General features: G+C 65.5%; 9 protein-coding genes and 1 pseudogene. 3 read left to right on the top strand and 7 right to left on the bottom strand.

What is annotated here, in order from left to right:
- Window positions 1-296 precede the first annotated feature (296 nt).
- The 4 genes and pseudogenes from ABNQ38_RS08765 to ABNQ38_RS08750 all read right to left on the bottom strand — a co-directional run bounded on the left by ABNQ38_RS08765 (window position 297) and on the right by ABNQ38_RS08750 (window position 6,338).
- Window positions 297-1,481, bottom strand: coding sequence for an IS110 family transposase (locus tag ABNQ38_RS08765; RefSeq protein ID WP_377806524.1), 1,185 nt, complete (start codon window positions 1,479-1,481; stop codon window positions 297-299).
- Between the two features lie 287 nt (window positions 1,482-1,768).
- A complete protein-coding gene (locus tag ABNQ38_RS08760; RefSeq protein ID WP_377806586.1) occupies window positions 1,769-2,860 on the bottom strand; it encodes an IS1595 family transposase in 1,092 nt (363 codons plus the stop codon).
- Window positions 2,861-2,958: 98 nt separating this feature from the next.
- A pseudogene (locus ABNQ38_RS08755) lies at window positions 2,959-3,189 on the bottom strand (IS1595 family transposase); the annotation flags it as partial.
- A 173-nt stretch (window positions 3,190-3,362) separates the two neighbouring features.
- Window positions 3,363-6,338, bottom strand: coding sequence for a Tn3 family transposase (locus ABNQ38_RS08750; RefSeq protein ID WP_377806737.1), 2,976 nt, complete (start codon window positions 6,336-6,338; stop codon window positions 3,363-3,365).
- 96 nt (window positions 6,339-6,434) lie between these two features.
- Here ABNQ38_RS08750 and ABNQ38_RS08745 point away from each other — a divergent pair, with 96 nt between their 5' ends.
- Both ABNQ38_RS08745 and ABNQ38_RS08740 read left to right on the top strand, forming a co-directional pair.
- The gene (locus tag ABNQ38_RS08745; protein ID WP_377806736.1) at window positions 6,435-7,073 is read left to right on the top strand and encodes a recombinase family protein; all 639 of its coding nucleotides are present in this window, start codon (window positions 6,435-6,437) and stop codon (window positions 7,071-7,073) included.
- A 308-nt stretch (window positions 7,074-7,381) separates the two neighbouring features.
- Complete coding sequence (locus ABNQ38_RS08740) at window positions 7,382-8,566, top strand: IS110 family transposase (RefSeq protein ID WP_377806524.1); 1,185 nt, start codon at window positions 7,382-7,384, stop codon at window positions 8,564-8,566.
- A 327-nt stretch (window positions 8,567-8,893) separates the two neighbouring features.
- On the opposite strand, the gene ABNQ38_RS08735 is transcribed toward ABNQ38_RS08740, so the two are convergent.
- Window positions 8,894-9,331, bottom strand: coding sequence for a winged helix-turn-helix transcriptional regulator (locus ABNQ38_RS08735; protein WP_377806734.1), 438 nt, complete (start codon window positions 9,329-9,331; stop codon window positions 8,894-8,896).
- 69 nt (window positions 9,332-9,400) lie between these two features.
- Here ABNQ38_RS08735 and ABNQ38_RS08730 point away from each other — a divergent pair, with 69 nt between their 5' ends.
- Window positions 9,401-10,357, top strand: a complete 957-nt coding sequence (locus ABNQ38_RS08730) for an aromatic alcohol reductase (RefSeq protein ID WP_149649474.1) — start codon at window positions 9,401-9,403, stop codon at window positions 10,355-10,357.
- 12 nt (window positions 10,358-10,369) lie between these two features.
- Here the strand turns inward: ABNQ38_RS08730 and ABNQ38_RS08725 are convergent, their stop codons facing one another.
- The gene (locus tag ABNQ38_RS08725) at window positions 10,370-10,744 is read right to left on the bottom strand and encodes a transposase (RefSeq protein WP_149649473.1); all 375 of its coding nucleotides are present in this window, start codon (window positions 10,742-10,744) and stop codon (window positions 10,370-10,372) included.
- 292 nt (window positions 10,745-11,036) lie between these two features.
- Window positions 11,037-12,356 carry an ROK family transcriptional regulator gene (locus ABNQ38_RS08720; RefSeq protein ID WP_377806733.1) on the bottom strand — a complete coding sequence of 440 codons (1,320 nt, stop codon included), beginning with the start codon at window positions 12,354-12,356 and terminating at the stop codon, window positions 11,037-11,039.
- Between the last annotated feature and the right edge of the window lie 291 nt (window positions 12,357-12,647).

The raw sequence follows: 12,647 nt of genomic DNA, 5'->3' as shown, positions 1-12,647 counted from the left end.
TCCTCCCACCGGCAAACTTTGCAACGGAACCTTCTCGGCTCGTTGCGCGGACTTTAGGCGGAAGAGCTTTTCATCACGCCTTTGACGCAAGCGCCTCAAGTGGCCTCATCCCAGTGTGACGCCATAGATACCGTGGCGTTTGTGAAGCGGCAAAGCGGGTTGGAGGCCAGACCGGCCGCTCCGGGTCAAGGCGGGCGCTGACGCGCCCCCGCCTACGGCGGCTGCGGCCTTGACCCGCGCCGTCCGGCCCGGCGATGGCTTGGCATGGGTCGGTCGGGGCGACCGACCGCTGGGGCTCAGGCGGTCGTCTCCTGAGGTGGTGAGGGCGACCAGGTGCGCCGCTGTTTGGCGACAGTCCAGACGGCGACCATCAGCTTGCGCATCGCGGCGATCAGCGCGACCTTGCCCGGCTTCCCGCGGGCACGCAGGCCATCGTAGAAGGCGCGTAGCCAGGGACTGGCGTGCACCGCGTGAAGTGTTGGCATCCACAGCGCCCGCCGCAAGGCTGCCTTGCCGATCGGCGACAGCCCCGCCCGCTTCGGCGTTTGTTTGCCGGAGTGCTTGAGGGCCGGAACGAGGCCGATGTAGGAGGCCAAAGCATCCGGCGAGCGGAACCGCCCGGGATCGTCGAGCTCGGCCACCAAACGCGCCGCCGTTGTCGTGCCAATTCCTTCGATGGAGGTCAGCAGACGACCGATCTGATGATCGTCGAGCAACGTCTCGATCATCGCGTCGATGGCGAGAAGCCGGGTGCGCCAGAGCGCCAGATCCTCGCAGGCATGCCGGATCCGCACGCGATAGACATCGCCGCTCTGGGCGGCCACGGTCTGCTTGGCGGCGGCGATGAGCTGGCGCGCCAACGGGTCGCCAACGAGGTGCCGCGGTCCGTGGCGCAGCTTGGCCAGACGCCGGGGCGTGGCAGCGGCGACGTCCGTCGCGGTTGGGAACGCTTTCAGGATCGTCAGGGCGAGCGCCGTGTCCAGCAGGGCGACATGGTGCTTGAACTCGGGGAAGGTGAGGTCCAGCAGGCGATGGAGTTGCCGCACGCGGTCGCCGCAGTCCTGGACGAGGCGGTCGCGATGACGGACCAGTTCGCGCAGCTGCTCGGTGGCGTGATCCGGCAAGGTCGCCGGCAGTGGCCGCTTCTGCTGGCCGAGGCGGGCGAGCCCCAGGGCGTCGAGCGCGTCGGTCTTGGTGCGCATCAGCGCTTCCTGCTGGAAGCGGGCGGACTGCAGCGGGTTGAGGACGGCCACCGGAAGGCCGCGGGTAACCAGCGCGGCGGCGAGGTTCTTCCAATAGTGTCCGGTGGCTTCCAGCACGACGAGTTGGACCGGTGCGAGCCGCTCAAGCTCGGCGAACAGGGCGGCGTGTCCCGCTTGGTCGGCGGCGAAACGGAATGGCTTGCACACGGTCGAGCCTTGATCGTTCACCGCGGCGGCGGCATGGACTTCCGCGCCGATGTCGATGCCCACGAAGGTCATGGCGTCCCTCCTGTCATTACGGGCCGCGAAGAGCCTCGGAGCCGTTGCCGGCACCTGTCCTTGTGAATGCGGCGCCACCGGCCAGTCGATGCCGATGCGTCGTGATACCGTGCAGGCCCCGGGGCAACGGACGAGGGTGCCAATCTATGGCGCGGGGCCGAACCCCGGAACGGGCGACGACACCCCTCTTCCGAACCCAGCCCTCTCAACCGCGGATGATCGGCATCGGCAGCCGGAAGGGCGGACACAGAACATACAAGAACGGGCGAAAATATACGCCGCCATTATCAACCAAAGACAGCTACGGCCGAGCGGATGCTGATCCCGCCGTCCTTGGTTCGCCGGAGTTGGCGTCCGACAGCGTAACGAAAGACGGCCGGAAGCTGGAGGGCTGGGGGAACACGGGACCAAAGGGTTTGGATCACCGTCCGCCCCTTGCGGGTCCGGCGTTGGGCCTGACCTGCCACCGTGCGCTGGGACCAGCGGAAGCCGATCTCGCCGAAATACAGGTCAGCATGGTCGGGGCTGATGTGATGGAAGACGCCGGTGATCGTGCGCCGAACACGATCGTTGAAGCCCTCGGCCGAATTGGCATGCACGCTGCCGCGAACATACTCGCGCTGAGAATGGCGAACGGTATCGTGCGCAGCGAACGCGCTGCCGATGGCGACGAACGCCTTCCATTCGTCGCTCATCAGGTGCGCGTCAGGATCGACAGCGGCTTCCAGAACTCGCTCGGCCTCGTCGAGCGACAGATCGGCGACCACGGCGGCACGGGCTTCGCCCGCCGATGTCCCCGGCTCCCGACCGCTTGGCCGCTGGACGACCGCGAGTGCTGGCGTCTTCGTCGTGCGGGGATGGCCCTTGCGTCCGCGCCCCAGCTTGGGAGGGTTGGGGTCACGGCGCGGCTTGGCGCCGAAATGGAATTCGTCGATCTCCACCGTCCCGCCCAGCGGATGGTCGCGCAACACCAGGAGCCGCAGGACGTGGCCCATCCGCCAAGCCGTCGGCTGGCTGACGCCGAGTGCTTCGGCCAGACGGATGGACGAGATGCCCTTGTCGGATTGCAGGATGAACCACAGCCCCATGAGCCAGGTCCGCAACGGCAGCTTCGTTCCATGCAATGGGGTTCGCGTCGTCACGGTGAACTGGAAGCGGCAGTCCGGATTGCAGCACTGATAAAGCCCCGGCCGGGACCGTCGTCCCATGTCGCGCCCCGCCAGAGTGATCGAGCGCCGCGAGCCGCAGGCGGGGCAGAGCCGTCCGTTCGGCCACACCATCGCCTCAACCAGCCGGCGGCACCGCGCCTCGTCGCGGAAAGCTTCGGTCATCTCCGCCACGGTCCGGATGGCCGCCAACTCCTCCAGCATCGATCCCATCGTCCCCTCCGCGCTCGATGGTTGAGAGTCGCACACAAACACTGGAAGAGCTATATTTTACTGTTTTTGGTTTATAATGGCGATATACGCCGCCATTATCAACCAAAGACAGCTACGGCCGAGCGGATGCTGATCCCGCCGTCCTTGGTTCGCCGGAGTTGGCGTCCGACAGCGTAACGAAAGACGGCCGGAAGCTGGAGGGCTGGGGGAACACGGGACCAAAGGGTTTGGATCACCGTCCGCCCTTTGCGGGTCCGGCGCTGGGCCTGACCTGCTACCGTGCGCTGTGCCCAGCGGAAGCCGATCTCGCCAAAATACAGGTCGGCATGAATGCTTCGGTCATCTCGGCCACGGTCCGAATGGCCGTCAGCTCTTCGAGCACCGATCCCATCGTCCCCTCCGTGCTTGATGGCTGAGAGTCGCACGTAAACGCTGCAAGAGCTAGGCCTTACTGTGTTTGGTTGATAATGGCGATATACGCTAAGCGGACAAATCGGGAACATCAGGCGGCTATGAGTTCGATGGGAGCGCGCAGCGAGCGGTATCCCGACGTGTCCGGCACCCGGTCCGCACTCCAGAGATAGTCGCCGGTCAGGTTGATATGTTGCCATCCGAGGGGCGCGAGATGGCTCAATGATTCGTTGGAAATGTGCTCACCCCCGGCGCGCAGAGCATCGATGGCCCGTCCCATGTAGACGGTGTTCCAAAGGATGATCGCGGCCACGACCAGATTGAGGCCGCCGGCGCGGTGCTGCTGGCTCTCCGGCGTCCGGTCGCGGATGCGCCCAAGGCGGTGGAAGCAGACTGCGCGGGCGAGCGCGTTGCGGGACTCCCCCTTGTTCAATTCGGTCGTGGCTTGGCGGCGAAGTGTCGGATTTTGCAGCCACTCCAAGCTGAAAGCCGTCCGCTCGATGCGTCCGATCTCCCGAAGCGCCAAGGCCAATCCGTTCTGCCGAGGGTAGGAGCCGAGCCGTTTCAGCATCAGCGACGCGGGCACGGTGCCGGTCCGGATCGAGGTGGCCAACCGCAGCAGGTCTTCCCAGTGCGCCTGGATCAGTGCCTCGTCGATCCGCCCGGCGATGAACGGCTCCAGGGTCGGCCAGGTTGCCGCCGGGCCGAAGGTGTAAAGGCGCCGATCGTGCAGGTTGGGGATGCGCGGCGCAAAGCGGAAGCCAAGGAGATGGCACAGCGCGAAGACATGGTCCGAAACGCCGCCTCCATCGACATGGTGGATGGCGATCCCGATGTCCGCGCCATGGTAGAGCAGTCCGTCGATGACGTGGGCCGCCTCGCTCTCCGCCACCGAGATCGACTTGGTGTGGTAGGGCGCGTAACGGTCCGAGATGTGGGTGTAGAAGGAGATCGCCGGGCCGGAGCCCTTGTGCGGGTTGACGGCGCCGGTCACCTCGCCCCGCCCGCCGAGCGGGAAGTGCTGGCCATCAGAACTGGAGGCCGTTCCGCTGCCGAAGTGGGCGGCCATGGGTTGCGCCTGCTGGGCCGCCACGATCCGGCCCAGGGCCCGGCCGTAGGCGTCCTCGCTGATATGCCACCCCGCCGTCCAGACCAGCCGCTTGTAGCTGGCGACGCTGCACGCCTCGGCCATGCGGGTCAGTCCAAGATTGGTGGCGTCGGCCAACACGGCGGTCAGGATGACGCGGCGGTCCTCGGCCGGCAGGCCGGTGCCCAGATGGGTGAAGCAGTCGGCGGCGCCGGTCCACTCGGCGACCTCGTCGAGAAGATCGGTGATCCGCACCCGCGGCAGCAACGCATAGGCCCGGTCGGTCAGTCGTTCCGCGTCTTCCGGCGTCGTCGCTTGCAGTGGGGAGATCTTGAGGGTGTCGCCGCTGAGGCGCACATCCACAAGCTGGTCCTGGGCGGCCTTGTCGCAGACTTCGCGCAGCCGCGCTTCCAGCATCTCTTTCCGGTCCTGAAGGTAGCGCGTGGCGTCGGTCGACACCGCCACCGGCAGCGGCCCGGCCGCCTGCATGGCGGTGAACAGGGGCCTCGGGATGATCTGGTCCTCCACCGCCCGGTACTGCCGGCTACCGACCACCCAGACATCGCCGGCGCGCAGCCGGTCCCGAAGCTCCGCGAACAGGCACAGCTCGTAGGCCCGTCCGTCGATCGCGCCGTCTCGGAGAACGGCAGCCCGCCAACTCCGTCGGATGAAATCGGTCGGGATGCCCTTCGGCAGGGTTCGCCGACTGCCAGTATAGAAAGTGCGCAGTGCCGCGACCGCGCGAAGCAGTCCGGCCACGGCGGCGATGCCCTGGAATTCCAAGGCGTCCAGGAACAGCGGTCCGACCCGCCGCAACAGGGCATGGTTCGTTTCGGCGAGAGCGAGGTAGTCTGGACCATCGTCCTTGCTCATCCCCTTGGCGTCCGCGACGACCTCGGCGAACCGGTCCCAGGGGATCACCTTGTCCATCGCGGCGAACGCGTCGATACCAGTTTTCCTGGCTTCGATCAGGGCATCGCCGAGCTTGGCCAGCAAGCGCACCTTTTCGTTCATGGAGCGGGCGTTGTTCTGGAGTTCAGCCGAAGCGCGCCGCTCGGCCCGCCGGAACATCCGACCGATCAAGCGGTCGAAGAGGCGGATGGCTTCGTCGGTGAGACGGGTGATCGTGTCCAGCACCGTCACCACCAAGACGGCGTGGCGGCGGAGCGGCCCGAGGGCCCGGAGGTGCTGGGCGGTCAGGCGACTTCCTTCGCGAGCGAGCTGCCGGATCCGGTCGGCATGAACGCCATCGGTCGCCGCAGGGTCGATCTCCACCTGCCGGAGATGCCGGAGCTGATCGACCAGGCGCGCCATGGACCGATGACCGGGCGTGCCGGGCGGCTGGCGGACCCAGGTCAGGGAGCTGACCGCGGTTCCCGGATGGTTCTCCAGCAACATGTCCAATGCCGAGCGGCGTTCTGGAGACAGGATGGAGTTCAGCTTGGCGGCGGCGTGGCGTTCTGCCTGCAGAAGGGCGGTGGCCACCATGCGCTCAATCGTAGTGGTTCCCGGGGCGGCAATGCGTCGCCGCCGCAACTCGGCCATCAGCGCCTCGGCGACCATGATCGCGCTGACCGTCGCCAGGGCGATCGGCACCAGCCATGCCGAGAGTTCCCGATGGTCGGGTTGGGTGAAGGTGCGGAAGCCGAAAGCTTCGCACAGCGCGTCCAACTGATCGTAGCGGGTCGGCGCGCGGATTGCGTAGTCGGCAAGGGCGTCCGGCTCTACGTCGAGCTGGCCCGCCAGGAATGCGACAATCGCCGATGGGATCAGTTCGCTAGGCCGGATCAGCCGGCCAGGATAACGCAGGGCACAGAGCTGGAGGGCGAAGCCAAGGCGGTTGTGTGGCCGACGGCGCCGGGCGATGACCGCCATGTCGTCAGGGCCGAGGGTGTAATGGCGGATCAGGTCCGGCTCGGCCGTGGGCAGGGCGAACAGGGCGGTGGTCTGGGCGTCGGTGAGGACGCGGCGGCGCGGCATGGAAGGAGCTGTCCCAGTTGGAGTACAGTCTGTTTTGGCTTGTAGCGACCCTAGCCGGGATAGGGCTCTCAGGGCCATCCCGCCGGGAGGGTTCAATTGGGACAGCGCGCCGCCCTTTACTGCCGGGTTTCCACCGCCGATCAGTCCTGCGCACGCCAGGAGCGCGACCTCCTCTCCTTCGCCACCCGCGCCGGCTACGAGGTGGTGGGCGTCTTCAAGGAGACCGGCTCGGGGGTCAAGCTCGACCGCGTCGAGCGCCGGAAGGTGATGGCGCTCGCCCAGGCTCGGCACATCGATGTCGTGCTGGTAACCGAGTTGTCGCGCTGGGGCCGCAGCACCCTCGATCTGTTGGAGACTCTGCGTGATCTGGAAGCACGACGGGTTTCGATGATCGCGCTGAGCGGCATGACCTTCGATTTGTCGAGCGCTGCCGGACGCATGATGGCGACCGTGCTGGCCGGCATCGCCGAGTTCGAACGCGATCTGTTGCGCGAACGGGTTCGATCCGGCCTTGCCGCAGCCAAGGCCCGTGGCAAGAAGCTCGGCCGCCAACCCGGACAACGGCCGAAATCAGATCGGCTGGCGCTTAAGGTGCTGGCATTGGCCGCCGTGGGGCGCAGCTATCGCCTGATTGGCCGGGAGCTGGGACTCAGCAAGAACACCGTGGCCGGCATCGTGAAACGCGCGCGCGATGGGGCTGCAGCAGCTCCAGAAGGGGACCGTAGCGCCCCGTGAAAACCCTATGTTCTTGCTCTGTTCACTTGGCGTGTATTTTCGCCCGTTCTTGTATGTTCTGTGTCCGCCCTTCCGGCTGCCGATGCCGATCATCCGCGGTTGAGAGGGCTGGGTTCGGAAGAGGGGTGTCGTCGCCCGTTCCGGGGTTCGGCCCCGCGCCATAGATTGGCACCCTCGTCCGTTGCCCCGGGGCCTGCACGGTATCACGACGCATCGGCATCGACTGGCCGGTGGCGCCGCATTCACAAGGACAGGTGCCGGCAACGGCTCCGAGGCTCTTCGCGGCCCGTAATGACAGGAGGGACGCCATGACCTTCGTGGGCATCGACATCGGCGCGGAAGTCCATGCCGCCGCCGCGGTGAACGATCAAGGCTCGACCGTGTGCAAGCCATTCCGTTTCGCCGCCGACCAAGCGGGACACGCCGCCCTGTTCGCCGAGCTTGAGCGGCTCGCACCGGTCCAACTCGTCGTGCTGGAAGCCACCGGACACTATTGGAAGAACCTCGCCGCCGCGCTGGTTACCCGCGGCCTTCCGGTGGCCGTCCTCAACCCGCTGCAGTCCGCCCGCTTCCAGCAGGAAGCGCTGATGCGCACCAAGACCGACGCGCTCGACGCCCTGGGGCTCGCCCGCCTCGGCCAGCAGAAGCGGCCACTGCCGGCGACCTTGCCGGATCACGCCACCGAGCAGCTGCGCGAACTGGTCCGTCATCGCGACCGCCTCGTCCAGGACTGCGGCGACCGCGTGCGGCAACTCCATCGCCTGCTGGACCTCACCTTCCCCGAGTTCAAGCACCATGTCGCCCTGCTGGACACGGCGCTCGCCCTGACGATCCTGAAAGCGTTCCCAACCGCGACGGACGTCGCCGCTGCCACGCCCCGGCGTCTGGCCAAGCTGCGCCACGGACCGCGGCACCTCGTTGGCGACCCGTTGGCGCGCCAGCTCATCGCCGCCGCCAAGCAGACCGTGGCCGCCCAGAGCGGCGATGTCTATCGCGTGCGGATCCGGCATGCCTGCGAGGATCTGGCGCTCTGGCGCACCCGGCTTCTCGCCATCGACGCGATGATCGAGACGTTGCTCGACGATCATCAGATCGGTCGTCTGCTGACCTCCATCGAAGGAATTGGCACGACAACGGCGGCGCGTTTGGTGGCCGAGCTCGACGATCCCGGGCGGTTCCGCTCGCCGGATGCTTTGGCCTCCTACATCGGCCTCGTTCCGGCCCTCAAGCACTCCGGCAAACAAACGCCGAAGCGGGCGGGGCTGTCGCCGATCGGCAAGGCAGCCTTGCGGCGGGCGCTGTGGATGCCAACACTTCACGCGGTGCACGCCAGTCCCTGGCTACGCGCCTTCTACGATGGCCTGCGTGCCCGCGGGAAGCCGGGCAAGGTCGCGCTGATCGCCGCGATGCGCAAGCTGATGGTCGCCGTCTGGACTGTCGCCAAACAGCGGCGCACCTGGTCGCCCTCACCACCTCAGGAGACGACCGCCTGAGCCCCAGCGGTCGGTCGCCCCGACCGACCCATGCCAAGCCATCGCCGGGCCGGACGGCGCGGGTCAAGGCCGCAGCCGCCGTAGGCGGGGGCGCGTCAGCGCCCGCCTTGACCCGGAGCGGCCGGTCTGGCCTCCAACCCGCTTTGCCGCTTCACAAACGCCACGGTATCTATGGCGTCACCCCTGTCATGCGGACATAACGGCTTGAACATCAGGCGGTTCGCTTATCGATCAAAAAGGCTCGCACACGTTGATACAGAGTCTCGACATTCTTCCCGATTGGGATGGCATTTTGGGAAAGCCAATGCTTGCCAACCGATGCGCTAGTCAGCGCTCCTCATCAGCGTGGTCCCGATCAAACGTCTCCCGTGCCCTGCGGAAGCGATCAACATTCTCGACGATCCAAGTCCACAGGGGGACCATCTTGACGAGCAGTTCCAGGCCCGTGTCGGACAGGGCATATTCAACGTGAGGAACCACCTCCTCGAAATCATGACGCACCACCAAGCCATCGCGCTCCAGATGGCGCAAAGTTCGCGTGAGCATCCGCTGGGTAATCCCGTGCATGCGCCGGCCGATGTCCGCATGACGCAGTTGACCATAGACGCCGAGCGTGTGGATCACGCCGAGAGACCAGCGGTTGCCGGCATGGGCCAACACCTCACGGCGAACCCCGTCATCATCGTCCCGGAGGCCATCGCAGACCGTCTGGGAATAACGGAGAATGTCTTCCTGGCTTAGAGAGCGGGCGGCAGTATCACGCATGTACCTATCTTTCGTACTTTTCCGAGAGTTGCCATAACACAGGCAACCAAGGTGAAACGAGTTAGACTGATGAACGATACAGCTTCCACCGTGAAGTCACGGAACATCCTCGTCCTGGGTGCCGGCGAACTCGGCATGCCGGTCCTGCGTAATCTGGCGCGTCGCGCCAAGGACATTGATGGCGCAAGGATCAGCGTTCTACTACGGCAGAGCGCCGTCGAGTCTGGCGATCCGTCAAAGCAGTATGACATCGCCGAAATCCGCGCAGCGGGGATCGAGATCGTTCTTGGCGATCTGGTGAATGACACGATCGACGAGCTGGCGGCCCTCTTCTCGCGCTATGACACCGTGATCGGCTGCGCAGGCTATGCGGCAGGTATCAATACACCGATGAAGCTCGCCAAGGCGGCGCTGCAATCCGGCATTCCGCGCTACTTCCCGTGGCAGTTCGGCGTCGACTTCGAGGCGATCGGCCGTGGTGGGCCGCAGGACATTTTTGATGCTCAGCTCGACGTGCGCGAGCTGCTGCGCTCGCAGGACAAGACCGAGTGGGTCATCATCTCCACCGGCATGTTCATGAGCTATCTGTTCGAGCCGGATTTCGGTGTCGTCGATCTGGAAAACAGCGAGGTTCATGCGCTCGGCAGTCTCGACACAGCCGTGACGCTGACGACCCCCGACGACATCGGTGTACTGACGGCTGAAATCGTGTTCTTCGAGCCGACGATCCGCAACGAGATCGTTTTTCTGGCCGGCGACACCGTCACTTACGGCGAGGTCGCGGACAAGCTGGAAGCGGCGCTGGGGCGTCCCTTCAAGCGCTCCGTCTGGACCGTGCCCTTCCTCATGGAAGAATTGTCGAATGATCCGAAGAACATGATGCGCAAGTACCGCGCCGCCTTCGCGATCGGTCGCGGCGTATCGTGGCCGAAGGCGGGTACGTTCAATGATCGGCAGGGCATCCCGGTAACGGATGTGTCGGACCTGATCGAAGCCGATCTGCGCCCCGACCAGCGCAGCGAGTAATACCGCCGAGCCTTAAGCACTGACACACGGGAGCCATGGATAGCTGGTAAGGGAGCGTAGGCGTTCGGGCGTAACGGTGAGAGCGCTCCAGGCGTCGCAGCAGGCTTGGACGACGGCGTCGTAGTCGTCCAGGATCTGGTGGGACAGAAAGCGCTCGCGCAGGTACAGCCAGACGCGCTCAGCGGGGTTGAGTTCAGGGCTGTAGGGCGGGAGCGGCACCAGCGTGATGTTGTCCGGGACGATCAGCGTCCGCGCTCTGTGCCAGCCGGCCTGATCGAGAACGAGCACCACCTGGACGTCCGGTTCCAGGCTCTGGGAGAAGCCATTCAAGAACAGGCTCATGACGGCAGTGGAAACGGTTGGCATGACCAGCGTGTGAATCAGCACGAGGTTTCGACGCCGATCGGCACAGATCGGCACAGTAACCTACTGATGGCATCAGAACTCTTGGGGTCCCACCTGCGTGCTGCTTTACAATGAAGCAAAAGCATTCATCAAAAATGTCGGGTACCGTCTCCGGTCAGCGTGAATCCGCTCTAATATATCTTGCTCCATGTGGACGCGGGCGAGTTCGCGTTTCAGGCGGGCGATTTCCGATGCTTGACCTTGGCGCCCAGCGCCCTTCATCCGTCCGCTCCAACCGGAGGTTAGCAGAGGTATCCACCGCTTCGAAGGAAGGTCAGCCTGAATGCCGGCCGATCCCGCGGCCGACTGCGTCTTCCAGATACGGCGACGCAGGGACCTGCCGAACGTCCATGGCCCCGGACGCTGTCGGACCGGGCGTCATCGCTTCCGGCACCGGCCGGGGTGCGACGTGGCCGTCGGCGACCTGCGAAAACAGGAATCTGTCCAACCCGGTAAGCTCCGTGGCACGGAGATAGCCGGTACGGCCGACGATGATCGCCGGCTCGGGGATCCGCGTGGACCGGGTGAACTCGCGCAGGCCCGTCCTGATCGCATCGACAAAGGGCCGAGCCGCCGTCAACGGCCCGGCCAGGATGATCTGCTCGGGGTGGACCAGGGCGATCACGCCAAGGAACGACTGGACCAACCGGTGCCCCGCCTCGGCAAAGATGGCCACCGCGTTGGGGTCGCCCGCGTTGGCCTGACGGACGGCGTGCGGCAATCCCAGATGCAGTCCGACGTCGGCGGTCACCGACCCGTCGATGGCACTCGGGTGCCCCAGGCGATGAAGGATGGCGCGGCCGGACGACACGTCCGTCAGCCGCAGCGGATCACCGGGTCCCCGGCCGACCAGGATGTGCTCGATTCCGCTTTCATGCTCGGCGCCGGCCGAGAGCATGCCGTTGCTCATCAGGCTGGCGCTGATACCGAGGCCGGCGTGCAGCAGCAGGCTGTGAGGGGGGACTTGCCCCTCGCCATAGCGCACCTCGGCGATGTGAAGCGCGTTCGACACGCTCTGAAGGATCACCGGCACATGCAGCGCGTCTTCGAACAGCTGTCCGAGCGGACAGTCACTCCAGCCGACTCCCGACGCGCTGACCGCGATCCGCCGCCGCGCGTCGACGTCGCCGGAAATCGAAATCGCCACGCCGCTCAGCCGGTCCAGATTGATGTCCGGGCGCTTGCGCAGGGCCGCGATCTGGTCCCGCAGGTGGTCGACGACCGCTTCGGGCGTGGCGCCGGGAAGGCCGGGAATGGACCCCTCCACAACCCGCTCCCCCGTCGAGCCGACGATGGAGAATTTGTGCTCGTACGCCGTCAAGGCCACGCACAGTACATGGACTCCGTCAGCGCGCAGCCACAGCCCCACATTGGGGCGCCCCCTGATGGGACGGGCGGCACCCTCCCGCTCCGCGATCAGTCCGTCGGCGATCAGGTCGCGGGTGATCCGCGACAGGGAGGCCTCCGTCAGTCCGATCTTCTTGGCCAGTTGGCTGCGGGATACACCCGGAACACGCCGGATTTCGGTCAGGATCCGCGACCGGTTGAGGTTCCGTATCTGCAGTGAGGTCGGGGAGGCCGGCACCTGCGGCATGAATGGGTACAACCAAGAATGATCGGGCAGACCGGCAAAGCTGCCCCGATCACACTGGAGTGTCAAGGTGGCGGAATCCCGGCGTTCGCTCCAACAGTCGGCTCGAAATTTGTGCGTTTAGCCCGCCCACGGGACATTTGCCCGAAAGATGTGCGATTTTAGTCTGTGCGCCGATCGCGGCGGAGCAGGGAACAAGCTGCGAGGTCGGAAAAATTTTCCATATTTTTCAATGGTCTAAATATTCTTACATGATGTAAGAAAAATGGCACGTCGCTTGCTGATGGAGGTCCA

Origin of the sequence: Azospirillum sp. A29 (assembly GCF_042604625.1) — a bacterium.
Taxonomy (GTDB): Bacteria; Pseudomonadota; Alphaproteobacteria; order Azospirillales; family Azospirillaceae; genus Azospirillum; species Azospirillum palustre.
This window is presented reverse-complemented; position numbering and strand designations above follow the sequence as displayed.

Bases quoted from the DNA above. Each gene is read 5' to 3' on its own strand.
- ABNQ38_RS08765 (WP_377806524.1), bottom strand. From the start codon at position 1,481: ATGACCTTCGTGGGCATCGACATCGGCGCGGAAGTCCATGCCGCCGCC.
- ABNQ38_RS08760 (WP_377806586.1), bottom strand. From the start codon at position 2,860: ATGGGATCGATGCTGGAGGAGTTGGCGGCCATCCGGACCGTGGCGGAG.
- ABNQ38_RS08750 (WP_377806737.1), bottom strand. From the start codon at position 6,338: ATGCCGCGCCGCCGCGTCCTCACCGACGCCCAGACCACCGCCCTGTTC.
- ABNQ38_RS08740 (WP_377806524.1), top strand. From the start codon at position 7,382: ATGACCTTCGTGGGCATCGACATCGGCGCGGAAGTCCATGCCGCCGCC.
- ABNQ38_RS08735 (WP_377806734.1), bottom strand. From the start codon at position 9,331: ATGCGTGATACTGCCGCCCGCTCTCTAAGCCAGGAAGACATTCTCCGT.
- ABNQ38_RS08730 (WP_149649474.1), top strand. From the start codon at position 9,401: ATGAACGATACAGCTTCCACCGTGAAGTCACGGAACATCCTCGTCCTG.
- ABNQ38_RS08720 (WP_377806733.1), bottom strand. From the start codon at position 12,356: ATGCCGCAGGTGCCGGCCTCCCCGACCTCACTGCAGATACGGAACCTC.